At 62.2% G+C, this 25813-nt stretch carries 20 protein-coding genes and 1 pseudogene; 14 read left to right on the top strand and 7 right to left on the bottom strand.

Features of this window, described 5'->3' with window-relative positions; translation table 11 throughout:
- Positions 1–87 precede the first annotated feature (87 nt).
- The 4 genes from smc (at position 88) to ACFIQF_RS09415 (ending at position 7705) form a co-directional block, all read left to right on the top strand.
- Positions 88–3615 carry a chromosome segregation protein SMC gene (smc, locus tag ACFIQF_RS09430; protein ID WP_393942232.1) on the top strand — a complete coding sequence of 1176 codons (3528 nt, stop codon included), beginning with the start codon at positions 88–90 and terminating at the stop codon, positions 3613–3615.
- Positions 3616–3638: 23 nt separating this feature from the next.
- A complete protein-coding gene (locus ACFIQF_RS09425) occupies positions 3639–4790 on the top strand; it encodes a cell division protein ZipA C-terminal FtsZ-binding domain-containing protein (protein ID WP_393942230.1) in 1152 nt (383 codons plus the stop codon).
- Positions 4791–4950: 160 nt separating this feature from the next.
- Positions 4951–7044: an NAD-dependent DNA ligase LigA gene (gene ligA / locus ACFIQF_RS09420; protein WP_393942228.1), complete on the top strand. Its 2094-nt coding sequence runs from the start codon at positions 4951–4953 to the stop codon at positions 7042–7044.
- 37 nt (positions 7045–7081) lie between these two features.
- A complete protein-coding gene (locus ACFIQF_RS09415) occupies positions 7082–7705 on the top strand; it encodes a DMP19 family protein (RefSeq protein WP_393942227.1) in 624 nt (207 codons plus the stop codon).
- Between the two features lie 83 nt (positions 7706–7788).
- Here the strand turns inward: ACFIQF_RS09415 and ACFIQF_RS09410 are convergent, their stop codons facing one another.
- Together ACFIQF_RS09410 and ACFIQF_RS09405 are read right to left on the bottom strand one after the other, a co-directional pair.
- On the bottom strand, positions 7789–8331 hold the full coding sequence (locus ACFIQF_RS09410) for a hypothetical protein (protein WP_393942225.1): 543 nt from the start codon (positions 8329–8331) through the stop codon (positions 7789–7791).
- Positions 8332–8387: 56 nt separating this feature from the next.
- On the bottom strand, positions 8388–8954 hold the full coding sequence (locus tag ACFIQF_RS09405) for an NUDIX hydrolase (protein WP_393942223.1): 567 nt from the start codon (positions 8952–8954) through the stop codon (positions 8388–8390).
- Positions 8955–9267: 313 nt separating this feature from the next.
- On the opposite strand from ACFIQF_RS09405, the gene ACFIQF_RS09400 reads away from it, so the two are divergent.
- Entirely contained in the window at positions 9268–9768 is a 501-nt protein-coding gene (locus ACFIQF_RS09400) for a hypothetical protein (RefSeq protein ID WP_393942221.1), read from the top strand.
- On the top strand, positions 9765–11129 hold the full coding sequence (locus tag ACFIQF_RS09395; RefSeq protein ID WP_393942219.1) for a hypothetical protein: 1365 nt from the start codon (positions 9765–9767) through the stop codon (positions 11127–11129). Before ACFIQF_RS09400 ends, ACFIQF_RS09395 begins: the two co-directional genes overlap by 4 nt.
- Positions 11130–11206: 77 nt before the next feature.
- Here ACFIQF_RS09395 and ACFIQF_RS09390 read toward each other — a convergent pair whose 3' ends face one another.
- Positions 11207–11905 (bottom strand): fumarylacetoacetate hydrolase family protein, encoded by a 699-nt coding sequence (locus tag ACFIQF_RS09390; protein ID WP_393942217.1) that lies wholly within the window; start codon positions 11903–11905, stop codon positions 11207–11209.
- A 191-nt stretch (positions 11906–12096) separates the two neighbouring features.
- On the opposite strand from ACFIQF_RS09390, the gene maiA reads away from it, so the two are divergent.
- From maiA to ACFIQF_RS09370, 4 genes are all read left to right on the top strand, one after another.
- A complete protein-coding gene (gene maiA, locus ACFIQF_RS09385) occupies positions 12097–12768 on the top strand; it encodes a maleylacetoacetate isomerase (RefSeq protein ID WP_393942215.1) in 672 nt (223 codons plus the stop codon).
- 12 nt (positions 12769–12780) lie between these two features.
- The gene (locus tag ACFIQF_RS09380) at positions 12781–13659 is read left to right on the top strand and encodes a purine nucleoside phosphorylase YfiH/LACC1 family protein (protein ID WP_393942213.1); all 879 of its coding nucleotides are present in this window, start codon (positions 12781–12783) and stop codon (positions 13657–13659) included.
- 131 nt (positions 13660–13790) lie between these two features.
- Positions 13791–14129 (top strand): helix-turn-helix domain-containing protein, encoded by a 339-nt coding sequence (locus ACFIQF_RS09375; RefSeq protein ID WP_393942211.1) that lies wholly within the window; start codon positions 13791–13793, stop codon positions 14127–14129.
- Between the two features lie 33 nt (positions 14130–14162).
- A complete protein-coding gene (locus ACFIQF_RS09370) occupies positions 14163–15476 on the top strand; it encodes a type II toxin-antitoxin system HipA family toxin (RefSeq protein ID WP_393942209.1) in 1314 nt (437 codons plus the stop codon).
- A 14-nt stretch (positions 15477–15490) separates the two neighbouring features.
- On the opposite strand, the gene ACFIQF_RS09365 is transcribed toward ACFIQF_RS09370, so the two are convergent.
- Complete coding sequence (locus tag ACFIQF_RS09365; protein WP_393942207.1) at positions 15491–16078, bottom strand: peroxidase-related enzyme; 588 nt, start codon at positions 16076–16078, stop codon at positions 15491–15493.
- 736 nt (positions 16079–16814) lie between these two features.
- On the opposite strand from ACFIQF_RS09365, the gene efeU reads away from it, so the two are divergent.
- The 4 genes from efeU to ACFIQF_RS09345 are packed head-to-tail and all read left to right on the top strand — an operon-like array spanning position 16815 to position 21815.
- Positions 16815–18926 carry an iron uptake transporter permease EfeU gene (gene efeU / locus ACFIQF_RS09360; protein ID WP_393942205.1) on the top strand — a complete coding sequence of 704 codons (2112 nt, stop codon included), beginning with the start codon at positions 16815–16817 and terminating at the stop codon, positions 18924–18926.
- Positions 18927–18982: 56 nt separating this feature from the next.
- A complete protein-coding gene (gene efeB, locus ACFIQF_RS09355) occupies positions 18983–20386 on the top strand; it encodes an iron uptake transporter deferrochelatase/peroxidase subunit (RefSeq protein WP_393942203.1) in 1404 nt (467 codons plus the stop codon).
- Positions 20387–20433: 47 nt separating this feature from the next.
- Positions 20434–21276 carry an iron uptake system protein EfeO gene (efeO, locus tag ACFIQF_RS09350; protein ID WP_393942201.1) on the top strand — a complete coding sequence of 281 codons (843 nt, stop codon included), beginning with the start codon at positions 20434–20436 and terminating at the stop codon, positions 21274–21276.
- Between the two features lie 11 nt (positions 21277–21287).
- Positions 21288–21815: a DUF6882 domain-containing protein gene (locus tag ACFIQF_RS09345; RefSeq protein ID WP_393942200.1), complete on the top strand. Its 528-nt coding sequence runs from the start codon at positions 21288–21290 to the stop codon at positions 21813–21815.
- Positions 21816–21955: 140 nt separating this feature from the next.
- On the opposite strand, the gene katG is transcribed toward ACFIQF_RS09345, so the two are convergent.
- The 3 genes and pseudogenes from katG to ACFIQF_RS09330 form a co-directional block, all read right to left on the bottom strand.
- Complete coding sequence (katG, locus tag ACFIQF_RS09340; protein WP_393942199.1) at positions 21956–24160, bottom strand: catalase/peroxidase HPI; 2205 nt, start codon at positions 24158–24160, stop codon at positions 21956–21958.
- A gap of 341 nt (positions 24161–24501) precedes the next feature.
- The gene (rocF, locus tag ACFIQF_RS09335) at positions 24502–25470 is read right to left on the bottom strand and encodes an arginase (protein WP_393942197.1); all 969 of its coding nucleotides are present in this window, start codon (positions 25468–25470) and stop codon (positions 24502–24504) included.
- Positions 25454–25813: pseudogene (locus ACFIQF_RS09330) on the bottom strand (ornithine cyclodeaminase); the annotation flags it as partial. The pseudogene ACFIQF_RS09330 and the gene rocF, both read right to left, overlap by 17 nt.

Here is a 25813-nt window from a genome sequence, read left to right as displayed (position 1 = left end):
GGCCGGTACGGGCGAGGAGGGCGCGGTATTATGTCGGCCTGAGTACATCTGCCTATAAGAGCGACCTAGAGAGAGAACCCCTGCACCGTGCGTCTCAATTCCATCAAGCTTGCTGGCTTCAAATCGTTTGCGGAGCCGACCAATTTCATGCTTCCAGGCCAACTGGTGGGCGTGGTCGGGCCCAATGGTTGCGGCAAGTCCAACATCATGGACGCGGTGCGCTGGGTGCTGGGCGAGAGCAAGGCGAGCGAGCTGCGTGGCGAATCCATGCAGGACGTCATCTTCAACGGCACCAACCACCGCAAACCGGCCAGCCGAGCCAGCGTGGAGCTGAGCTTTGACAACAGCGACCACCGCGCCGGCGGCCAGTGGAGCCAGTACACCGAAATCGCGGTCAAGCGCGTGCTCACGCGCGACGGCAACAGCAGCTACTTCATCAACAACATGCCGGTGCGCCGGCGCGACGTGCAAGACGTGTTCCTGGGCACCGGCCTGGGCCCGCGCGCTTACGCCATCATCGGCCAGGGCACGATCAGCCGCATTATTGAATCGCGCCCCGAAGAGCTGCGCTTGTTTCTGGAAGAAGCGGCTGGCGTCTCCAAATACAAAGAGCGCCGGCGTGAGACCGAAAACCGTCTGAACGACACGCGCGAAAACCTGACCCGCGTCGAAGACATTCTGCGCGAGCTCAACAACAACCTCGACAAACTGGAAAAGCAGGCCGAAGTGGCCGCCAAGTACAACGCGCTGAACGCCAGCGCCACTTTGAAGCAGCAGCAGCTGTGGTTTTTGAAGCGCAGCGATGCCGCCGAAGACCAGGAGAAAGTGCGCCTCGAAGGCCTCAAAGCCGTCAACGACCTGGAAGCCCGCATGGCCGATTTGCGCCATGTGGAGGCTGATCTGGAATCGATCCGCCAAGCGCACTATGCAGCGGGCGACACCGTCAACCAGGCCCAAGGCAAGCTCTACGAGGCCACGGCCGAAGTCGGGCGCCTCGAGGCTGAAATCCGCTACGTGGTGGAAGGCCGCCAGCGCGTGGAAAACCGCCTGGTGCAGTTGGCCGAGCAGATTGCCATGTGGGTCGTGCGCAAGGACGAATCCGAGGCTGAGCTGGAGACCTTGGCCGGCCAGGGCATGGACGCCGAAGAAAAAGCCGAAATGCTGGCCGCGCAGCTGGAAGAGCAAAACCTGCAGCTGCCCGACATGGAAGAGGCGCACCGCCAGGCGCAGCAACGCGCCAACGAGCAGCGAGGCTCTGTCACCCAGGTGCAGCAACAGATCCAGGTGCTGGCCGCCGAGCAGCGCAGCCTCAACGAACAAAGCCGTGGCCTGGAAGTGCGCAGCGAACGCCTGCGCACCGACCGCAACGCCATGGCCGCGCCCGACGAGGCGCGCCTGAACAACCTCAAGCAGCAGAACGACGAAGCCGCCGAGGCCGCAGAAATTGCCGAAGCCTGCTTGCTGGAGCTGCAAGACAGTGTGCCGCAGTTGGACGAAGCGCGGCGCGACAAGCAGCAACAGGTCAATACCGAAGGCGCCCGGCAGGCCGAGCTGGCCGCCCGTCTGGAAGCGCTGAAAGCGCTGCAAGAAAAAGTCAAAACCGACGGCAAATTGCAACCTTGGCTGGCCAAGCACGGCCTGGACGGTTTGCAAGGGCTGTGGAGCCGCATCCAGATTGAATCGGGCTGGGAAAACGCGCTCGAAGCCGCATTGCGCGAGCGCCTCTCTGCTCTTGAAGTCAGCCGCCTCGACATGGTGCGCGGCTTTCTGGGCGCGGGCGCGCAAGATGCGCCGCCGGCCCGCCTGGCTTTCTACAGCACGCCCCAGGCCCCCGGCGCTGCGCCGCAAGGCCAGATGGCGCAACTGTCCGATCTGTTGCGCGTGCACGATGCCGGCCTGCGCGCCGTGCTGGTCGATTGGTTGTGCGGCTGCTACACCGCGCCCACCTTGGACGAAGCGCTGGCACAACGCAGCCGTCTCAAAGCCGGCGAAACCATTTTTGTGCCCACCGGCCACGCCGTCAGCAGCCACAGCGTGAGCTTTTACGCGCAAGACTCCGAGCAATCGGGCATGTTGGCGCGTGCACAAGAGATTGAGCATCTGGAGAAAGAGCTGCGCGCCCAGTCGCTGATAGGCGAAGAAGCGCGCAATGCCTTGGTGCGGGCTGAATCGGCTTATGCCGATGCTTCGCAACGCCTGGTGGCTGCGCGCAACGAAGCGGCCGAAACCCGCAACCGCGCCCACGAACTGCAGGTGGAAACACTGCGCCAAACCCAGCTGGCCGAGCAGGCGCGGGCACGCACGGCTCAGTTGGACGCTGATTTGTCTGAAGTCACCATCCAGCTCGAAGAGATTCAAGAGCGCCGCATTGCTGCCGAAGCCCGTTTTGAAGAGCTGGACATGCAATTGGCCGACAGTCAGGAGCGCCACGCCCAGCTGGACGAGCAAGTCTATGAGTTGGAACGCAAGCTGAGCAGCGCCCGCGAGCAACTGCGCGCCTTGGAGCGCCAGGCGCAAGAAGCCGTGTTTGGCCAGCGCAGCATGGACGCCCGCCGGGCCGAGCTCAACCGCACCATGGAAACCGCCATGCAGCAGGCCAAGGCCTTGGGCGAAGAACAGCTGCGGGCGCAAGAAGAGCAGGGCCGCCTCAACGACGCAGCCGCCCAAGGCGGTTTGCAAGACGCGCTGAACCTGAAGATGGAGCGCGAAAAAGAGCTGGCCGGGCGCCGCAGCGAGTACGACGATCTGACCGCCCGCCTGCGCGGCAGCGACGAGCGCCGCCAGCAGTTCGAGCGCGAGCTGCAGCCGCTGCGCGACCGCATCACCGAATTCAAGCTCAAAGAACAGGCCGCGCAACTGGGCCTGGAGCAATACACCACCTTGCTCAACGACGCGCAGGCCGACATGGAAGCGCTGGCCGCCTCCATCAAGGAAGGCAATGTGCGCCTGACCGGCCTGCAAGGCGAGATTGACCGCCTGCACCGCGAGATCGACGCGCTCGGCGCCGTCAACCTGGCAGCGCTCGACGAGCTGAACCACGCACGCGAGCGCAAGACCTTCCTCGATTCGCAGATGAAGGACCTGACCGAGGCGATGACGACGCTGGAAGACGCCATCAAGAAGATTGACGCGGAAACCCGCCAGCTGCTCTCGGGCACCTTCGACACGGTGAACCAGCACTTTGGCCGCATGTTCCCCGAGCTGTTCGGTGGCGGCCAGGCCAAGCTCATCATCACCGGCGACGAAATTCTGGATTCGGGCGTACAGGTGATGGCGCAGCCGCCAGGCAAGAAGAACCAGACCATTCACCTGCTCTCGGGCGGCGAAAAAGCGCTGACCGCCATTGCGCTGGTGTTTGCCATCTTCCAGCTTAACCCGGCGCCTTTCTGTTTGCTCGACGAGGTGGACGCGCCGCTGGACGACGCCAACACCGAGCGCTACGCCAAGCTCGTGGCCACCATGGCCAAGGGCACGCAGTTTTTGTTCATCAGCCACAACAAGATCGCGATGGAGATCGCCCAGCAACTGATTGGTGTGACAATGCAGGAGCAGGGCGTTTCGCGCATCGTGGCGGTGGACATGGAATCGGCACTGTCGATGGCAGAGACTGCCTGACGGACATTTAAGAACCAAATCGTATGAGTAATTTTCAACTGGCCCTGGTCATCACCTTCGGTGTCATTCTGGTGCTGTACGTCGCCTACAACACCTGGTCGGCGCGCCGCAACGAACCCAAGAAACCCAAACCCGAAGAATCGGTTGCCGCGCCTGCCGCAGAAGGCGAGATGCGCTACGAGCCGGGCTTTGACGGCAAAGTAGGCAACGCCACGGGCGACCCGGTGCTTGATGCCCAGTTGGGCGGTCAAGGCCCCAAGCTCGGTGGCAACCTGGGCGGCAACGCCAGCGCCGATGCCTTCCCCGCAGGCACCGTGGCACGCAGCGGCAACCCCGGCACCTACCTGGGTGAGCGCCAACAGATTCTGGATGCGCTGACCGACGCCATCGCCCCCGTGCACACCGAAGGCGTTGTCTCCGGTAACGCGGCCATTGCCGCCATGCCCAGCAGCTTCCGCGCCGGCAACAAGGCGTTCAACATCGAAGGCATGAACGAGAGCACGCAAACCTGGGAACTGCCCAAGGCCGGCGAGCGCTACACTGGCTTCCAGGCCGGCATTCAGCTGGCCAACCGCCACGGCCCGATGAACGAGATCGAGTTTTCCGAATTCGTTGGCAAGGTGCAGCAGTTCGCCGACACCATTGGCGGCTCACCCGATCTGCCCGACATGCTGCAAGAAGTGGCCCGTGCCCGCGAGCTGGATATTTTTGCCAGCGAGCACGATGCGCAACTGGCCTTCATGCTGCGCGCCAAGCGTGCCTCGTGGAGCCCCGGCTACGTCACCCAAATTGCTGCCAAGCACGGCTTTGTGGCAGCTGGCCCGGGCCGCATGGTCATGCCCGCCAGCACGCCACAAATGCCAGCCATTCTGGCGCTGAGCTACGACGCCCAAGCCGCCCTGGCCGACGACCCTGAGCAAAGCGCGCTGCGCGATGTGCTGCTGAGCCTGGACGTGCCCCATGTCAGCCGCAGCGAAAAGCCCTTCGACAAAATGCGCGCCGCCGCCGAAGCCCTGTGCGCCGAGATGGACGGTGTGATCTGCGACCAGAACGGCACGCCGCTGCCCGTGATGGTGGTCGACCCGATCGCCCAAGACCTGGAAAACCTCTACGACCAGCTGGAACAGCGCGACCTCGCTGCCGGCTCGCTGGCCGCACGACGCTTGTTCAGCTGATCACGCTATCTTCCTTGGTAAGGCTGCCTTTGTGCAGCCTTTTTTGTTGCCGCAGGTATCCGCCCTTGTGCGGCACTTTTTTGGCCGTATAGTGCCATGCAACGATTTGTCGAAGCCCGCTTGCCGTGGCGCTTCCCCTTGATTTCCGGAGCCAAGCCTTATGGCTGAGAATTTTGACCTTTTTGCCGCACCGGCGCCCGAGCAGCCCGCAGCGGTTGCCAGCCAGGCAGCGGCGCTGCGTGAGCAGCTCAAGCGCTGGGCGCATGAATACTATGTGCAAGACGCGCCCAGCGTGCCCGATGGCGAGTACGACCGCGTCTACCAGGCGCTGGAGGCGCTGGAGAAAGCGCACCCTGAGCTGGTCACGCCTGATTCACCTACGCAGCGCGTGATTGGCGCGGTGCTCGATGGCTTGCTGCCTGTGCGCCATGCGGTTCCGATGCTGAGCATCCGTACCGAGACTGACAACGAGGCCAGCGGTGCCGAGGCGTTTGATGCGCGCATCCGCAAAGAGCTGGGCTTGGATCTGTTGGCAGAGCCGGTGGAATACGTGGCTGAGCCCAAGTTCGACGGCTTGGCCATGAACCTGCGTTACGAAAACGGCCAGCTGGTGCAGGCCACTACACGTGGCGATGGCGAGGTGGGCGAAGATGTGACGCACAACATCCGCACCATCCGCCAGATTCCACTGTCTTTGCCTGCCAATGCGGGCGTGCCGCCGGTGGTGGAAGTGCGCGGCGAGGTCTATATGCGGCGCGACGATTTCGATGCGCTCAACCGCAAGCAAGAAGCGGCGGGCGGCAAGACCTTTGTCAACCCGCGCAACGCGGCAGCAGGTGCCGTGCGCCAGCTCGACTCGAACATCACGGCGCAGCGGCCGCTGTCGTTCTTTGCTTATGGCGTGGGCGAGGTAACGCCGGCAAACAGTGGTGGGCCGGATTGGCAGAGCCATTACGCCATGCTCATGCAGATCAAGGCTTGGGGCTTTCCGGTAGCGCCGCAGGTATGCATTGCGCGCGGCGCCGCAGAGCTGGTTGCTTTTCATCAGCGCATGGGCGAGCAACGTGCCAGCCTGGGGTACGAGATTGATGGCGTGGTCTACAAGGTCAACAGCCGCGCGCTGCAGCAAGAGCTGGGCTTTGTCAGCCGCGAGCCGCGCTGGGCCATTGCGCACAAATACCCGGCGCAAGAGATGGTGACGCACCTTGACGGCATCGACGTGCAAGTAGGCCGCACCGGCAAGCTGACGCCGGTGGCGCGCTTGGCGGCGGTGTTTGTGGGCGGTGTGACTGTCACCAACGCCACTTTGTCGAACGTGTTCGACATCCGCAAAAAAGGCGTGCGCGTGGGCGACGACGTGATCGTGCGCCGCGCTGGCGATGTGATCCCCGAGGTGGTGGGCCGCGTGGAAGGTGCACGCCCTGCCTACGTGCCCAACTTCCATATGCCCTCAGCGTGCCCGATTTGCGGCAGCGCGGTGGTGCGCGAAAAAGGCGAGGCCAACCACCGTTGCACGGGCGGCCTGTTCTGCTCGGCGCAGCGCAAAGAGGCGATTTTGCACTTTGCCGCACGCCGTGCGATGGATGTGGAAGGCCTGGGCGACAAGCTGGTCGACCAGCTGGTGGATGCGGGCGTGATCCGCACCTTGCCGGATCTGTACAAGCTGGGCATTGCCACCTTGTCCGGCCTGGAGCGCATGGCAGAGAAATCGGCGCAGAACGTGCTGGCGGCGCTCGAAGCCTCGAAAAAGACCACACTGCAGCGCTTTTTGTTTGGCCTGGGCATCCGCCATGTGGGCGAATCCACGGCCAAAGATCTGGCCAAGCACTTTGGCGTGCTGGACGCGATCATGGACGCCTCGGTGGAAGAGCTCTTGCAGGTAAACGATGTGGGCCCGGTGGTGGCGCAAAGCATCCACACTTTCTTTGCGCAGCCGCACAACCGCGAGGTGGTGGAGCAGCTGCGCGCTGCCGGCATCCACTGGGAAGAAGGTGCGCCGGCCGAGAAGCCGCCGCAGATTCTGGCTGGCATGACGATTGTGCTCACCGGCACCTTGCCCACCATGGGCCGCGACGAGGCCAAAGATCTGCTCGAAGCCGCAGGCGCCAAGGTGTCTGGCTCGGTCAGCAAAAAAACCAGCTATGTCGTGGCCGGTGCCGAAGCCGGCAGCAAGCTGGCCAAGGCCGAGGAGCTGGGCGTGGCCGTGCTCGACGAGGCCGGCATGCTGCGCTTGCTGGCAACGGGCCAGGCTTGATCAGTTAAGGCAAAGGAGCGAACCAGTGGATTACCGCATGCCCAGGCGCAGCCTGGAACCCTTGGATACGCAGTGGAAGGGCAAGCTCTACGCCTTTGTGGAATACAGCATGGACCGCGTGCAAGAGGTCTGGCGTTGGGACGACCCGGCGCACGCCGCTACCATGGCTGCTGATTTGACGCCGCAACAGCTGGCCGTCTGGGCCATCCTGAACGCCGATGGGCAGGTTTGCAATGGCGGCTTTTCGCAGTTCTTCTACAACAGCTACGGCGAGTTGGCCGAAGAAGCCTTGCAAGGCTTCCATTTGCTGGGCATGCAGGAATGCGCGGCTATTTTCGAGCAGGCTTATGCGGCGTTTGCGCAGCGGCCCATTCCCAAAGACCGCGAGCAGCGCATTCTGATGCTTGAGCAACTGGGCGAAGACGAAGACAGCGATGCTGGCGCAAGCGGCACCGCGGCTAACAATGCCGCAGCCATGCTGGCGCACTACAGCGCACTGGCCAAAGGCACGGAAGAGCTCTGGGGCGAGTTGGAATCGCGTTACTACGGCTTCATCCACCGCAAAGGTGTGCGCGGCGGCTATAACGCAGCTTTTTTCAGCCCGCTGGCCACCTACATAGACGCCCACCCGGACGCCTTCTTTTTGCCTGAGGCTGGCTGAGTTTCTCTCCGCTGAACCATGAAAAAAGGCCTTGCGTGCAAAGTGCAAGGCCTTTTTCCGTTTTCGCTCTACGCGCAAGCCGTTTATTTTTTGGTTTTTTCTGGCGCTTTTTCAGCTGCCTTTTCAGCGGGTTTGGGCGCTGGCTGTTGTGCCGCTACAAACATTTTGCCCAGCAGTTCGCGCAACATGCCCGAGGCATTTTTTTGCATCTGCTGGTTGATGTCAGCCTGCTTGCTTTGCATGAGCTGCGCATGCGGCGATTTGGGGCCCATATCGAGCAGCGATTTGAGCTGGACTTCGCTGAACGTTTGCGCGTAGGCGTTGGCCAGCAGCGTATCCCACTGTTTTTGGTAAGGCGGCACCACCTGGCGCGCAGCGGCAATGAGCTGCTGCTGGGCGGCCTGGGCGCCCATTTTGTCGATCAGCAACTGGTAGTCGGGCGATTTGGCGGCCAGCTGCAAGGCCACTTGCGGCAGGCTGTGGCCGAGCTTGTATTTCTCGACCATGGCCTGCGCCATATCGACCAGCTTGGCCGCTTGCGCGGGCAGTGCAAAGGTGGCCGCACCACCGGCAAGCGACAGAAAGGCTGCAGAGCGGGCGAAGAAGTGGCGGCGAGTGGAAGTCATACGGTAGGTGCGCAAAATACTAGACGGCAATGGTACTGCCAGAAGTGCAGGGCCTGTCAAAGCGGTTGCTTGGGCGGCTCCAGATCCACGGCATGGATGCCGAAGCTGCCTTTTTTGCGGTCTTCAAAATAGCGCCGCAGCGTGACTTTGACGGTGCGGAAGGCGATGTCGTCCCAGGGAATCTCGTCTTCGCGGAACAGGCGCGCTTCCATGGTTTCCCAGCCGGGCTGGAACTGATCGCTGTTGAGCTGCGCCAGGTAGAAGATGTGGACCTGCCCGACATGGGGCACGTTGATGATGGAGAACAGCGGGCCGAGCGTGATGTCGGCGCCAGCTTCCTCGTCCGTCTCGCGGGCTGCGCCGGCGCCGGTGGTTTCGTCCAGCTCCATGAAGCCGGCCGGCAAAGTCCAGTAGCCTTTGCGCGGTTCGATATTGCGCTTGCACAGCAGCACCTGATCGCCCAGATAGGGCACGGTGCCAACAACGTTGAGCGGGTTTTCGTAGTGGATGGTGCCGCAGGCGGGGCAGATGGCGCGGACCTTGGTGTCGCCATCATCGGGTATGCGGTGGTCAACCTTGGTGCCGCACTTGCGGCAGTAATCAACGGGGGCGCGAGAAGTCATGCAGGCTATTGTGCGCCATGGCGCTGTGGTTTTGCTGCGCTGCTTGAGCTATTTCAAGGGTGGCGGCGCAAAGCTGTGCTTGCGCTTGGTTTTACAACAGGTTTTCGCTGTTTGAACAACGCCTGGCCCATTTTTGCTTAAATCGCAGTCGCTGTTGTGTGGCTGCATCGGGCGGGATTGGCGTTGGCAGAGGCGCCTCTAGAATTTCTTTTTCTCAGAAAAAAATCCTGCTATGCGCTTCATTCAGCCAATGGCCTTGCTGTTTTGTGCCTCGCTGCTTTCTCCATGGGCGCAGGCCGATGACAAACCGGTCATGGACGCAAAGGCTTCGCCTGAGCAGGTGAGCAAAATGTTGCAAGAGGCGGCCAAGAACGACGCTGCCGCCTGGAAAGACCGGCCCGCGCAGGGTGTGGTCAACGCCGATCCGAAAGAGGGCGGCTACCGCCTGGAAGCAGTGGTCAGCGGCGAGCGCAGCTCTAACCATTCGGGTTTGGCCAAGGCGGTGGTGATTGCGACTATTGGCGACGAGCAAGGCGGCAAAGTGGTGCTTTGCGCCGCAGAAAAATCCAACCCCAAACCGGGAACGCTGCTGATGCGCTGCGATATTCCGAGCGCTTTCCATGTCGAGAAGAAAAAGCCGGTGGTGATTCAGTTTGGCCTGGGCTCAGTGCAGGGGCTGACTGTGCAAGAGGTGTCGATGCAGGCCTATACCGGCGGCGCCAAAGCGGGGTTTTGGGTGTTTGGCAAGTTCATTCCGCTTTTGGTTGGCGTGCTGATGTTCGGTTACTGGTTTTTGTTTTTGCGCCGCCGATGATGCCAAATGCTTCTGCGCCACCGCTGAACTTTATTGCGCGCCAAAGCGTCTGGGCCTTGGCGCATGGCAAACCGCTGCTGTTTTTGCCGCGCGCCGCGCAGAACCTCCAAGCTCTGTTGGGGCTGGATTATTCGCCGAGCAGCATCCAACGTATTCAGGCTTGGCTGAGCAAGCAGCGCCGCTTGCGCTTGGCGGCGCAACGGCCGGTTTTTGACGAGCAAAAAGACGTAGATACTTTGATGCTCTTGAGCTTTTACGTAGCTGAGTGGATAGCACGTACCAGCCACGGCATTCCGCGCTGGACGCAGATCGAAGGCGGCGCGGCCGTGGTCAACTTTCCCGAAGATCGGCACTGCAGCTTTGGCATGCTGGCCTTGCCCGGCGTGGTGCAGCACGCCTGGGTGCAGGAGAGCGCTGATTTGCTGGGCAGCCTCAGCACGCTCATCAATATCAAGGTGTTGGAGCAGCCCGATCAGGCCTTGCCAGCAGCGCCCGCAGACCGAGACAGCGCCTACCGGCAGCGTTGGGCCGCTTTGCCCGCGCAGCGCCATGGTGAAGTGCTGAACGCGCTGCCGAGCCGGCCGGTGCAGCCGCAGATGCAAAGCTATTTTGCGCAGCAGCAGGGTATTTTGCAGGCGGGCTATTTTGTCTGTGGCGCGGTCATCCAGGCCAACCGCTTGTTGTACGAGCCGCAGTATGTGGGCTTGTCGCTGGCCGAAGTGGTTTTTGACCCGAACAACTACCTGTCGTATGCCGACCTGGCCTTTGTGGCGCAGCGTTTGCTGCAGCTGAAATCTTTGCCTGAGGGCGGGGACTGGCCTGCCGAAGTGCAGGCCATTGGCCACTATCTGCGGCAGGAAGATGTGCGCAAGCTGAGCGAGGACGTGCCCGAGCAGCTGTTTGGCTACCCGTTGAAGCTCAGTTCGATGTGGGTGGAGCAGGCCCATTTGCCCGATGGCATGTTGTCTTATACGGGCGTGCCGCTGGTGATTGCTCCGAACATCAGCCGCCATGTGAAGCTGCTGCCTTGTGCGCTGTGGTCGCCGGAGTTTGTCGAGGTGTGGCGCGATGCCAGCGAAAAGCGCCTGGGGCAGCGTTACGACGTGGCCGATTTGCAGCGCCAAGCGCAGCAAACAGCGCGTGAGCAAGCCGTGCAATTGCTCTTGCAAGAAGCGCCGTCAGCAGCCGCAACCAAGCCTGTGCCCAGAACCGCACCCGCAGTGCCACGCCAAAAAGCGAGAAGGGTGGAGGAAAGCCGCGCTGACGAACCATCGGGAAGCAGCGGCTTATCTTTGAAATTTGTGCTTATCTGCATGGCAGCCATGTTGGCTGCCATGCTGTTGCTGCGCTTGCTGTCTTAGCTGGCGTTAATTGGCCTTAACTGCCGCGCGGATTGTTCGCGCGCCAATAGCTGCGGCGGCGCCAGCAGCGCCAGCCATCAGACCAACTGGATCTTCAGCGAAGGCAGGCCGGCTACGCCGCCTTCGAGCACATCGCCCTTGACCACGGCATTCACGCCTTCGGGTGTGCCGGTAAAGATCAGGTCGCCGGGCTGCAGCTCCCAGGCTTGCGAGAGCACTTCAATCGTCTCGGCTATGTTCCAGATCAGCTTGCTGACGTTGCTGTGCTGGCGCTCGGCGTCGTTCACCTTCAGCCAGATGTCGGCATGGTTCACATCGCCGGCTTGGGCGGCAGGCACCAGCGGAGCGATGGGCGCGCTGGCTTCGAAAGCCTTGCCGATCTCCCAGGGGCGGCCTTGCTTCTTCATCTCACCTTGCAGATCGCGGCGCGTCATGTCCAGGCCCACGGCGTAACCCCAGATGTGCTGGGCCGCATCGGCCGCCTTGATGTTTTTGCCACCCTTGCCAATGGCCACCACCAATTCAATTTCATGGTGCAGATTGCTGGTGAGCGTGGGGTAGGGCACCTGGCCGGTGGTACCCGCAGCCACGGCCACGATGGCGTCCGCTGGCTTCATGAAGAAGAACGGCGCCTCGCGGCCGGTAAAGCCCATTTCCTTGGCGTGCTCCTCGTAATTGCGGCCCACACAGTAGATGCGGTGCACGGGAAAGAGCTCGTTGCTGCCCTGTACGGGCACCGTGGCTTGCTGGGGCGCGGGAATGACGTAGTGGCTCATGCTTGTCTCTGGTTATGGCGCGGAAAACGCCGTGGATGAAGCGGTGGCAAAAATTATCAGGCAAAAAATGCTGCCGCTCAGGTAAAGCCTTGTATCGGGCGGCTGCGGGCGGGTAGGCAGCCTGTCCGGCTGGCGACTGCGCAGTGGTTGCAGCTGCAAGCACAGGGCGTCCTGCGGTATGCTTTGCAGCCATGAAGCTGCACAACTATTTCCGCTCGTCTGCGTCGTACCGCGTACGTATTGCCCTCAACGTCAAAGGCCTGCCTTACGACTATGTGCCGGTCCACCTGGTCAAGGGCGAACACCGGGCGCCCGGCTTTGCCAGCCATGTGGGCGATGCGCTGGTGCCCGCGCTGGAGACGGAAGATGGCCACTGGCTGAACCAGTCGCTGGCCATCATCGAATGGTTGGACGAGGCCTATCCGGAAACGCCGTCGCTCTTGCCAGGCAAGGCGCTGGCACGCGCACGCATCCGGGCGCTGGCACTGCAAGTGGCTTGCGAGATCCATCCCATCAACAACCTGCGCGTGCTCGGTTATTTGAAGAACGATCTGGGTCTGAGCGAAGAGGTCAAAAACAGCTGGTACCAGCACTGGTGCCGTACCGGGCTGGAGGCTTTCGAGCGCCAACTGGTGCTGCTGGCGGCCGAGCGCAATGCGCAAGGCTTGCCGCCATCTACCTTTTGCTGGGGCGACAGCCTGACCTTGGCTGACTGCGCGCTGGTGCCGCAAATCTTCAATGCCCAGCGCTTCAACGTGAATTTGGAAGGCTTGCCGCTCACCATGGCCGCCTACAACGCTGCCTTGGCCACCGATGCGGTGCAAAAAGCACAGCCTTCTGCCTGCCCCGATGCGCAGGCTTGAGTGGAGCGAGCAGTGACAGACAAGACATTTCCTGCAGACTGGATCATCCTCGATTGGCCGGCCCCCAAGGGCGTTTACGCGCTGTGTACGACACGCGCCGGTGGCAGCAGCACCGGCCTGTTTGGTAGCACCAACCTGAGCCTGCATGTGGGCGACGAGCAAGCCCATGTACTGAGCAACCGGGCGCTGCTGGCGCAGGCCATGGCGGCGCTGGAGGCCAGGCAAGCAGCGCCCGGCTCGGATGTGCAGGCGCCCAGGCAGCCCGTGTTTGTGCGGCAAGTACATGGCACGGTGGTGAAGTACATCGACCAGTGCGCCACCAGCGGCCAGGACGCCGATGCCAGCGTGAGCGACACGCCCGGCATGGGCTGCGCGGTAATGGCTGCTGACTGCTTGCCCGTGCTGTTTTCGCATGCGCGCCTGCCACTGGTAGGCGCTGCTCACGCCGGTTGGCGCGGGCTGGTGGGCCAGGGCGGTATGGGTGTGCTGGAGACTTGTTTTGAAGCTTATGCGCAGTTGGTGCGCAAACATGCCGGGCAGGGCTTGACGAACGCTGAGATAGCCGCGCAAACACTGGCCTGGCTGGGCCCTTGCATCAGCCAGCCAGAGTTTGAAGTGGGTGCAGAAGTGCGCGCTGCGTTTGTGGAACACGATGCCAGTGCCGCCGCCTTGTTTGCCGACGGCAAACCGGGCAAGTTCTACGCCAACCTCAGCGGTTTGGCGCGGCACCGCTTGCAGCGCATGGGTATCTCGGCGCTGTATGGCAATGACGGCAGCGAACCCTGGTGCACGGTGCGCAACCCGGAGCGCTTTTTCTCGCACCGGCGCGATGGCCAACCCGGCGTGCTCGGTGGCTCAGGCCGGTTTGCGGCCTGTGTGTGGGTGGGTTGACAGACAGCAGAGCGTTAAAAAGTATCTCAAAAGATGCTTTTTGATAAAAATGCATACAAAGAGAAGCATTTCTTTTTCTGATTTTGATATCTTTGATACTCTTTTTTGAATAAAAGAGTATGATAATAATAATGACTGATGCATTGATCGACTCATTGGCGGCCAGCCGCAAGGCCCAGCACATCACCCAGGCGCAATTGGCAGAGCGGGCTGGGCTCTCGCGCATGGCCGTGCAGCGTACCGAAACCGGCGATGTAGACCCGCGCTATTCCACCGTGGTTGAAATGGCCCGTGTGCTGGGCTTGCAACTGCTAGCCGTGCCGGCTGATTTGGTGCCCGCGCTGCAGGCTTTCATCCAATCGGGCGGCAAGTTTCTGGCCCAGCCTTCGGGGGCCGATGCGCCGCCCTCGGTGGTGGAAACCATCGCGGCCGAGCAGCAGGCCCAGTACCGGCAAGACAAAGCGCGCTAAGCCGCTCGCCAACTATTGCCAGCAGCACGCGCCATGTCCACCTCGATCCGCTATCTGCGCCTGTATATGCACCAACCGGCTGCGCTGGGTGGTGGGCGCCGGGCGATTGGCTATTTGTCGCAGTACGGCGATGTGTTGCGGCTGTCTTTCGAGAGCGATTACATCGCCGATGCCAAGCGGCCCACTTTGTCGCTCAGCTACCTGGGCGCCAACGAGGCAGATACGCAAGCCATTCTGGGCTCGGCACGCGACGCTCGCCTGGTGCGCACCGACGGGCGCTGGCCAGTGTATTTTCAGAACCTGCTGCCCGAAGGCCATAACCGCGAACGCCTGGCGGCCGAGCGAGGGTGCTCGCCGGAGGACGAGTTCGAGCTGCTCGCCGCAGCCGGCCACGATCTGATGGGCGCGCTCGAGGTAGAGCCTGTGCCCAGCGATGAGCCGGTGCCCGAGGTGGTGCGGCACTGGCACACAACGCAAGGGTTGGATGTGCTGGAGCCGGGCTTTGTGGAGTTTCCAGTGGCCGATGCGGCGTCCTTGCCAGGCATCGTCACCAAGTTCAGCGCCGTGCAAGACGGGCGCCGCTACACGGTGCACCGCAAAGGCGCGGCTGGCAGCGTGATCTTGAAGCTGCCCAGCACGCAGCACCCGGATCTGGTGCGCAACGAATTCAGCTGCTACCGCCTGTGCCAGGCGCTGGGCTTGACGACGGCTGACGCCCAGGTCATCAGCCGCGCCCAGGCCGATTTGCCCGAGCACGTGCCTTTCGACGAGATTCTGGCCGTACAGCGCTTTGACCATTTGCCCGACGGCAGCCGCGTGCACATGGAGGAGTTCAACCAGGCCCTGGGCTACGCGCCGCGCCACAAATATGGCAAAGGCCTGCAGCAGGACTGGCCCACCATGCTGCGCGTGCTCGATCGCCTGAGCCCCGAGCCGGTGGCCGATACCCGCGAGTTTCTGGCCCGCACGATGGCCGCCATGTTGATGGGCAATACCGATGCCCATTTGAAGAACTGGGCGCTCGTCTACCCCAATGGCCGCCAACCACGCCTGGCACCGGTGTACGACTGTGTTTGCGTCACCTCGTTCTTCCCCGGCTCAGCGCCGCAGCAGTACGCAGTCAACAAAGCCATTGACCACGCCATGTGCGAGCTGGGTTGGGAAGAGGTGGAGGCATTGATCAAATCTGCCGGCTTGCTGCGGGCCTCGCGCCATGTGGCGCTGCTCAAGGAGCTGGTGCGACAGGCGCAAGCGCAATGGCCCGCCTTGTTGGCAGATGCACCGCCGGCCATGCGCGAGGCGGTGGCGCAGCGCCTGCGCGGCGGGGTGAAGCTGGCGCTGCTGTAAGCAAAACCAGGCGCTCAAGCCTTGTTGCGTGGAATGCGGCCCATCAAATAGAACTCGTTGTTCGGCTGCATGCCGGCAAAGCTGGCCATGCGGTTGCTCAGGCCGAAAAAGGCGGTGATCGCGGCAATGTCCCAGATATCTTCGTCGTCAAAACCGTGGGCGTGCAGCGGGGCAAAGTCGGCTTCGCTGATCTCTTGCGAGCGGGTGCAGACCTTCATTGCAAAATCGAGCATGGCGCGCTGGCGCGGGCTGATGTCGGCCTTGCGGTAGTTGACGGCGAGCTGGTCAGCCAGCAGAGGTGCTTTTTCGTAAATGCGCACCAAGGCGCCGTGCGCCACCACGCAGTACAGGCACTCGTTGTGGGCGCTGGTCACGGTCACGATCATCTCGCGTTCGGCCTTGCTCAGGCTGCTTTCCTCGCGCTCCATCAAAGCGTCGTGGTAAGCAAAGAAGGCGCGCCACTCAGCCGGGCGCCGCGCAAAGGCCAGGAACACGTTGGGGATGAAGCCGGCTTTCTCTTGCACCTGCAAGATACGCGCCCGAATGTCTTCGGGCAAGCTGTTCAGATCGGGCAAGGGGTAGCGGGCACTGGTACTTGTCATGCGTTGTCTCCAAAGGGTGAATCAAACCATCATATCGGTGCTGCGCTGCTGCCGAGTACGCCTGTGGGACTGTCTGAGCGCCCACGACCAAGCATGAAAAAGTGTGTAAATACAAGGGTTTCTACTAGGATTCGCGGTGCTTACGGAAAAATCGTTCAAATCATTCAATTTATCAATGGCTCTTTAATTTGAGATAGGTCAATATTGGTTGTTTTGGGCGACATTTCCCCTGCGGAATCGGGCTTGAAGCGATGGAAAAACAGCGCTTGTTTGCAATACTTGCGCGGTCAGTTGGTTTCAATTGCTCTCGACCCTCCCTCTCTTCTTGAGCGTTGATCCGCCCAGGCATGCAAGCCAGGGCAACCAGCTGATTTCTGGCCCGCCTTGTGCGGGCTTTTTTTTGTTACCGGAGCGCCAGCCGGCACCATTTTGCAAGCAGGGCTGTTAGCAGGGTTACCTGCTATTGAATTAAGAGCGATTCAATCTTTGTGCGCAAGGATTGTTGGCGCTTTAGCGCTGAATGAACAGCTTGTTGCACCACCTTTGCCCGGCGCTGGCCACCGAACGCGATATTTGGTCGTAATATGCAGCACCGTTTGCCGCGGTGCTGGCCCCTGCAGGCCTTGGCGCCGTGCTGGTGTTGCCATGTGGATGGCCGGCCAGGGCAAACCCACCACCCACCGTTAGAAAGACCCGGGCTGGCTCGCTGCCAGAAGCCAAGCCAGCCCACTGCTCCATGCTGGTTCCGTTTTTGATCATGTTGCGCGAGGGCATAGAAGCCGCGCTCATTGTTGGCATCATCGCCAGCTTTCTTCGCCATAGCGGCCGTGCGGCGCTGATGCCGGCAGTCTGGGCCGGCGTGTTTTTGGCTTTGGGCTTGTCGCTGTTGGCGGGCGCGGGTTTGCAGTGGATGGCGGCTGATTTTCCGCAAAAACAGCAGGAGTTGTTTGAGGCCGTGGTCGGCCTGATCGCGGTGGGCATGCTCACCGGCATGGTGTTCTGGATGCGCAAGGCAGCGCGCTCCATCAAAGGCGAGCTGCAGGCATCGGTAGACAAGGCACTCAGCCGCACAGGCTCAGGCGGCGCCAGCTGGGCGCTGATCGGCATGGTGTTCCTGGCGGTGGCCCGTGAAGGGCTGGAATCGGTTTTCTTTTTGCTGGCCATTTTTCAGCAAAGCCAAGGCTGGGGCGCGGCTGCGGGTGCGCTGCTGGGCATTGCGCTTTCCGTTTTGCTGGGCGTGGGTTTGTACCAGGGCGGCGTGAAGATCAACCTGCGCCAGTTCTTCCGCTATACCGGCGTGTTCATTTTGCTGGTGGCCGCTGGTTTGTTGGCCGGGGCCGTGCGGCGCTTGCATGAGGCCGGAGTGTGGAACCAGTTGCAGCAAGTCGTTTTCGACAGCAGTGGCGTGTTGCCCGAAGACAGCGCGCTGGGGGTGGTGTTGGGTGGTTTGCTGGGTTACATGCATGCGCCGGTGCTGGGCGAGGTGCTGGCCTGGGCACTGTATTTGTTGCTGAGCTTGCTGGTGTTCTTTTGGCCCAGCCCAGCTGCTGCGTCGGCTGCCGGTGCTGCAGCAAGCTCGGCGCAAGCAAAACGCGCCGAAAGCGTGGCAACCGCGGCTGTTGAGCCAGGCAAGCTGCGCGGCGCATTGGCCCTGAGCGTGTTGGTGCTGCTGGCCGGTCTGGTGGCTTTTGCGCTGGCTTCGTCTGCGCCACGCCAGGCCCATGACACAGCCGCAGCGGCCGATGGCACGCCTGTGGTCACAGTGGAAATCAGCCAGAACAGCTGCACACCTGACAATGTTACTGTGCCCGCAGGCCGGGTGCAGTTTCGCATTGTCAACCGCTCGCAGCGCGCGCTGGAATGGGAAATTCTCGACGGCGTGATGGTGCTCGAAGAGCGCGAAAACATCTTGCCCGGCATGACGCAAAGCATCAACGCGCGCCTGGCTCCGGGTACTTATGCGATGACCTGCGGCTTGCTCAATGCGCCGCGCGGCAAACTGGTGGTAACGCCTTCGGCCGCCTTTCAGGCCGCGGCAGCCAAGCCGCCGGTGATGGCTTTTGTCGGTGCGCTGGCCGATTACCAGGTCTATCTGCAGACCGAGCTGATCACGCTGCAAGACATGGTGCAAGCGCTGCAGCAGCGCTTGGCTCAGCCGGCCGATGCAGCCAACCAGGCTTCCATTGACGGACTCCCCGCCGATGTGTTGCAGCTCGCTGCGCTGGCGCGTGGCCAGTACCAAAAGCTGGTGCCGATCGCCATGCAGCATGGCGACTTGAACGCCCGCATCGATGCCCGCGCCGCCGATTTTGCGCAGCGCGACAAAGACCCTGCTTTTGTCGGCTTGCAACGCATTGCCGCCGGTCTGCAAGCGGGCGATGCACCAGAGACTTTGCTGCCGCTGGCACAAGCCTTGCAAACAGATTTGCAGGCATTGGGCCAGCGCTTGGGCAGCTTGCAGTTGCAGCCAGCCAGCATGGCAACAGCCAGCGCCAAAGCTTTGGAACGCGCCTCCACCCTGGTGCCAGGCGAAGCCACGACGGCGGAGCAGGGCCGCTGGGTGCTGCAGTTCTTGCGCGGCAGCTGGGCCGCAGCGGCCAAGACCGAGCAGTTGCTGCAACCCGTGCTCAGCCCAGCCAACCCGGCGCTGGCGCAGCAACTCTCAGCCAGCTTGGCCAAGGTGCAGCAACTGCTGGCAGAGCAGGGCGTGCCGGCGGATGATGCCGATGCTGCCCAGCTCCATGGCGCAGTGCTCAACCCGGTGCAGTGCCAAAACTTTGCGCAGGCGCTGTACCAGGCTTCGCAAGCCATGAGCAAGGTCAACGCCGCGTTGGGGCTGCAGCCATAGCTGCAGGCTGCCTGGCGACAGAAGGTTTACGATGGCAGAACCGCAGGATTTTCACCATGTCTTTGTTCAGCGATAGAAACGATTCTCAATCCTTAAGCGCTTGCCCGGCTAGCGGCAGCACTGCCAGCCAGCCGCAACAACCCGCTCGCCGCCGTTGGCTGGGCGATGCAGCCAGTGTGGTGGGTGCAGGCATGCTGGCCGGCATGGCTTGCCCGGCACAGGCGCAGCTGGCTGCCGTGGCTGCGTCCGCCACCGGCCATGCCCAAGTGACAGACGCGCCGCACACCAGCAACTCCCAGCAGCGCGTGCCTTTTCAAGGCCTGCACCAGGCAGGCATTGTGACGCCGCGCCCCTTGGCTGGCATGGTGGCCAGCTTTGATGTGCTGGCCGACAACGCGGCCGATTTGGAGCGCTTGTTCAAAACGCTGACCGAGCGCATCCGCTTTCTCACCCAGGGCGGGGCTCAGCCGGTGGTGGATGCCAAGCTGCCACCCGCTGGCTCAGGCATCCTGGGCCCAGTGGTGCAGCCCGATGCGCTGACGGTGACGGTAGCAGTCGGCGCCAGCCTGTTTGAAGAGCGCTACGGTTTGCAGGCGCTCAAGCCCCGCCAACTCACGCCCATGCGGCAACACCCTAACGATGCGCTGGTGCCCGGGCTGTGCCATGGTGACTTGTCCATCCAGTTCTGCGCCAACACGCCCGACACCAATATCCACGCGCTGCGCGACATCATCAAGAATTTGCCTGATCTGCTCAGCCTGCGCTGGAAGCAAGAGGGCAGCGTGCCGCCCATTCCCGAAGTGCTGGGCCAACCGGCGGAAAGTGCTCGCAATTTTCTGGGCTTCCGCGATGGCTCGGCCAACCCGGATGCGGGAGACGGCGGGTTGATGGAGCGCATTGTCTGGGTGCAGCCCGGCGCAGCCGAGCCGGCCTGGGCCGTGGGTGGCAGCTACCAGGTAGTGCGCATCATCCGCAATTTTGTCGAACGCTGGGACCGCACGCCGCTGCAGGAGCAGGAAGCCATCATGGGCCGCGCCAAAGACAGCGGCGCGCCGCTCGATGCACGCGCCAAGACCGAGCACGATGTGCCCGATTACAGCGCCGATGCAGATGGCAAAAAGACACCGCTCGACGCCCACATCCGCCTGGCCAACCCGCGTACGCCGGGCAGCGAGGCCAACCTGATGCTGCGCCGCCCATTCAACTACTCCAATGGCGTCACCAAATCGGGCCAGTTGGAGATGGGGCTGCTCTTTATCTGCTACCAGGCCAGCCTAGAGCTGGGCTTCAACACCGTGCAAAAGCGCCTCGATGGCGAGCCGCTGGAGGAATACATCAAGCCCATTGGCGGTGGTTTCTTCTACGTGTTGCCTGGTGTGCAGAGTGCCGACGATTGGCTGGGCCGCAGCCTGTTGGCAGCCGCCCGCAACGGTACAGATGCCGGCGCCAAACCTGTCTAAAGCCTGCGATCGCCCTTGGTTTACTAGATCAGCAATAAGGAAAACTCATGCTCGAACGTCGTCAATTTCTACAACAGATTCTGCTGCTTGGCAGCGCATCGACCCTGGCTGCTCCGGTGTGTGCAGCAGACGCTGCCATTTCGCCGCTCGATCTGGTCAAACCGCTGGCCGAGTACAAGCTCTACGTTAACGACAACGCGCGTCAGCTGGTCAAAGGCGTGCAAGAGTTTGTGGTGGCGGTGAAGGCGGGCGATATCGACAAGGCGAAAAAGCTCTTTCCCGTGGTGCGCCGTCCCTACGAGCGCATTGAGCCGATTGCCGAGCTGTTTGCCGATCTGGACAAGGCCATCGACTCGCGCGCCGACGACCACGAAAAAGGCGAAAAAGACCCCGGCTTTACCGGCTTTCACCGCATCGAATACGGCCTGTGGGTGGAAAAATCCACCAAAAACCTCGGCCCGGTGGCAGACAAGCTGCTGGCCGATGTGAAAGAGCTGCAAAAGCGCGTGGCCAGCCTGACTTTCCCGCCCGAAAAAGTGGTGGGCGGCGCGGCGGTGCTGATGGAAGAGGTGGCCGCCACCAAGATATCGGGCGAGGAAAACCGCTACAGCCACACCGATCTGGACGATTTTCAGGCCAACTTTGAAGGCGCCGACAAGATCGTGCTGCTGCTGGCGCCCTTGATCGAGAAAAAAGACAAGGCCTTTGCCGACAAGGTGGCTGCCAACTTCAAAACCGTGTTCGACACCCTGGCCAAATACCGCAAACCCGACGGCAGCTTTGAGCTTTACACCAAGCTCAGCGACCGCGACCGCAAGGTGCTGGCCGGCAAGGTCAATACCTTGGCCGAAGACCTGTCCAAACTGCGCGGCATGCTCGGCTTGAACTGATAATGGCGGCCATGAGCGAAACAAGCCAAACCGACAAAACCGACCCGACCGATAGTCCAGAAAACACCGACTGGTCCGCCTGGAGCCGCGCCGCCGTCGAGATGATGGTGGCGCGCAATGCCGAATGGCCGCGCCAGTTCGGCCTGCAAGGCCAGCCTAATTTCCGCTGGGATCTGGACAGCGCCACCATGGTGCTCGAAGGCCCGCTGCACGAGGTGATTGCCACTGTTTGCCTGGTGGGCACCACCAGCGAATCCGAAGGCAGCTTTGTCTGGAGCTGGGCCAACGAGGCCATTCCCGCGCAACACGGCCAGGCGCTGGAAGTGGTGCACGATTTCGGTCGCGAAAACCACCTGGCCTTGCTGACCACAGCGCGCATCCCGGGAGGCCGGCCCGAGGCCACCGAATGCATGTGCATCGCCGCCCGCCTGCAGCGTGCCGTGGGCACTTTCATCGACCAGCAAGGCGATGTGGGCTTGTACTTCAGCATCTTGCATTTGCAGCTGGCGCCGATGGAGGGTGATGCACTGCCGAACTGAGGCCAGGCACGGTAGCTCTGCTCGGCGACGCTCAATAGCGCCCCAAAAGCAAGAAACACAAAACGCCCGAAAGGGCGTTTTGTGTTGGAGGATCGTGGCAGTAGACGCTGGGGCGCAGGCCCCAGCGCTGCATGGCTGGCTTACTTCTTCAGATCAAAGCGGTCCAGATCCATCACCTTGGCCCAGGCGGCGACGAAGTCTTGGTAGAACTTCTGCTCGTTGCCCTTCTCGGCATAGACCTCGGCCACAGCGCGCAGCACGGCGTTGCTGCCAAACACCAGGTCCACGCGCGTGCCGGTCCACTTCTTGGCGCCCGTCTTGCGGTCCAGGCCTTCGTAGTTGCCGCCTTCGGTGGCTTTCCACTGCGTGCCCATGTCCAGCAGATTGACGAAGAAATCGTTCGTCAGCTTGCCGGGCGTCTTGGTCAGCACGCCGTTGCTGCTGCCGTCGCTGTTGATGTTGATGCTGCGCAGGCCGCCGATCAGCACGGTCAGCTCGGGCGCGCTCAGCGTCATCAGCTGGGCTTTGTCGATCAGCAGGGCTTCCGCTGGTGCCGCAAACTGGCCTTGCAGGTGGTTGCGGAAACCGTCGGCCTTGGGCTCCAGGTATTGGAAAGATTCCACATCGGTTTGCTCTTGCGTGGCGTCGCCACGGCCGGGATGGAAAGGCACGCTGAGGGTCACGCCTGCATCGGCCGCTGCTTTTTCAATACCGACGTTACCCGCCAGCACGATCAAATCGGCCATCGATATGCGCTTGTCGCCGTCAGCGGCCTTGTTGAACTCGCGCTGAATCTCTTCCAGCTTGGCCAGCACTTTGGCCAGTTGCGCAGGCTTGTTGGCAGCCCAGTCTTTTTGCGGCGCCAGGCGGATGCGTGCACCGTTGGCACCACCGCGCTTGTCCGAGCCACGGAAGGTCGAGGCCGAGCCCCAGGCCGTACCCACGACTTCGGAGATAGTCAGGCCCGAAGCCAGGATCTTGCTCTTGAGCGCGGCCACGTCGGCGTCATTGACCAGCGGGTGTTTGACGGCCGGGATCACGTCTTGCCACAGCAGCTCTTCCTTGGGTACTTCGGGGCCCAGGTAACGGGCGCGCGGGCCCATGTCGCGGTGGGTCAGCTTGAACCAGGCGCGGGCAAAGGCTTCGGCAAAGGCCTGTGGGTTTTCCAGGAAGCGGCGCGAGATTTTCTCGTAGGCCGGGTCCTTGATCAGCGAAATGTCGGTGGTCAGCATGGTGGGCTTTTTGTTGGGGCCGCCATGCGCGTCAGGGATCACATCGCCGGCATCCTTGGCCACCCATTGCAGGGCGCCCGCCGGGCTCTTTTCTTTCACCCATTCGTACTTGAACAGGTTTTCGAAGAAGAAATTGCTCCACTGCGCGGGGGTTTGCGTCCAGGTCACTTCCAGGCCGGAGGTGATGGCGTCGCCGCCCTTGCCGGACTTGTAGCTGCTGTGCCAGCCCAGGCCTTGGGCTTCCAGGCCGGCGGCTTCGGGGTCAGCGCCAACGTTGGTGGCCGGGCCGGCGCCGTGGGTTTTGCCAAAGGTGTGGCCGCCGGCGATCAGCGCCACGGTTTCTTCGTCGTCCATCGCCATGCGAGCGAAGGTATCGCGAATGTCGTGCGCAGCAGCAATCGGGTCGCCATTGCCGTCCGGGCCTTCGGGGTTCACGTAGATCAGGCCCATCTGCACGGCGGCCAACGGGTTTTCCAGATCGCGCTTGCCGCTGTAGCGGCTGTTGGGCTTGTCGCTGGTGGCCAGCCATTCTTTCTCGGCGCCCCAGTACACGTCTTGATCGGGTTCCCAGGTGTCGACACGGCCGCCGGCAAAGCCGAAGGTGCGGAAGCCCATGGTCTCCAGCGCCACGTTGCCGCACAGAATCATCAAGTCGCCCCAAGACAAAGCCTTGCCGTACTTTTGCTTGATGGGCCAGAGCAGGCGGCGCGATTTGTCGATGTTGACGTTGTCCGGCCAGCTGTTCAAAGGTGCAAAGCGTTGCTGGCCACGGCCTGCGCCGCCACGGCCATCTTGCACGCGGTAGGTGCCGGCGGCGTGCCAGGCCATGCGGATGAACTGCGGGCCGTAGTGGCCGAAGTCGGCCGGCCACCAGTCTTGCGAATCGGTCATCAGCGCACGCAGATCGCGCTTGACGGCTTCGTAATCCAGCTTCTGAAAAGCGGCGGCGTAGTCAAAATCCTGGCCCAGCGGGTTGCTGGTGGCGTTGTGCTGGCTCAGCAGATCCACACGCAGCTGGTTGGGCCACCAGTCGCGGTTGGTGGTGCCATTGCCTTCGGCAGCGGTTTCGCTGTTCTTGCCTTGGTGGAAGGGGCACTTGGATTCAGTGGTCATGGGGTTCTCCGGTTTTGGGATTAACAGAAGGCCGGCCGCCACGGGGCAGCAGCAAGGATACAAAGGCGATGGTGTGTGCGCTCTTGATTGCTATTAATTATGATGGCTGGGCGCCATATTTGCGCCTTTTACCCATTGAATAAACGCAACTGCACCATAGCCAAAAATCACCCACAAAGCTATCGGTGGCGGCCACAATGCACGGCCTGTTGCCAAGCGGTGCAGTGCGTGTTGAGTTCTCAGCCCGAGGCATTAGAGCATTGCTGTGTGGCAGGGCCTTGTCAGCCAAGCGCTGAAGTCTGGGCCGGTGGGAGAAGCCAGACGCCAGGGCAGGCAAGCGCTCAGCGCTGCACGTTCTTGACCAGGGTGCTTTTGCCAAACAGGCTTTGCACCAGGTCCACCACCAGCTCGGCGGTCTGGTTGCGCAGATCCAGCGCGGGGTTGAGCTCGACGATGTCGATAGAGCCGAGCAGGCCGGTGTCGGCAATCATCTCCATGCACAGCTGGGCTTCGCGATAGTTGGGACCGCCGCGCACGGTGGTGCCGGTGCCGGGGGCGATTTCGGGGTCGAGAAAATCCACGTCAAAGCTCAGGTGCAAATGGGTGGTGGCCGGGTCGGCGTCGCGCAGCGGCGCCAGGGCGCGCAGCATGGTCTCGCGCATGCCCAGCTCGTCGATGGCGCGCATGTCGAACACCTCGATGTTGTGGGTTTTGATGAGGTGCTTTTCTTGTGCATCCACACTGCGCAAGCCTATCTGGCACAGCGACTGCGGGCCCAGCGCGGGCGCAAAGCCGGCCAGCTGCGTCAGCTCTTGCGGGCCCAGGCCGCTCAGACAGGCCACCGGAATACCGTGGATATTGCCCGAGGGCGATGTTTCTGGCGTGTTGAAATCGGCATGGGCATCGAGCCACAACACGTACAGGCGCTTGCCCGCGGCGCGGCAGTGGCGCGCCACGGCGCTGATCGAGCCGATGGCCAGGCTGTGGTCGCCGCCCAGCATCAACGGCAGGCGGCCACCAGCCAGCTCGGCGTGAACGGCATCGTGCACCGCCTGGTTCCAGGCCACGGCTTCGGCAAAATTGCGCAAATCACCATGGGCCGCATCGCGCGGCTGGCGCAGGTTGGGCGGGCCAGCCAGATTGCCCAGGTCGCGCACCTCGCAGCCCAGCTCGGCCAAGGCCGGGCCCAACTGCGCCACCCGCAAGGCGTCCGGCCCCATGGCCGCGCCCAAGCGACCAGCGCCGATGTCAGTGGGTACGCCAATCAGGCTGAGGGCAGGGCTGTGGGGCATATCAGGCAGTGGTGACATGGTGGTTGCTGCGGGTGGTGGGGCTGGTGTCGGCGCTCAGCAGGCTGAACAGATCCTTGGGATTGGCCAATTGTGGCAGCAGTGGCAACGCTTGCAATACGCCGTGTTTGCGTGCCAGCGCGTGCAGGTAGCGCATGGCGGAATAGTCTTCGATGGCAAAGCCGACCGAGTCGAACACGGTAATGTCGGTATCGCTTTGGCGGCCCGGCTTTTCGCCGCGCAGCACTTGCCACAGCTCGGTCACGGCAAAGTCGGCTGGCATGTGTTGAATTTCGCCTTCGATCCGGCTTTGCGGCGTGTATTCCACAAATACCTGCGCGGCATGCAAGATCGCGGCATCCAG

Origin of the sequence: Comamonas trifloxystrobinivorans (assembly GCF_043359985.1) — a bacterium.
Lineage (GTDB): Bacteria > Pseudomonadota > Gammaproteobacteria > Burkholderiales > Burkholderiaceae_C > Comamonas > Comamonas trifloxystrobinivorans.
This window is presented reverse-complemented; position numbering and strand designations above follow the sequence as displayed.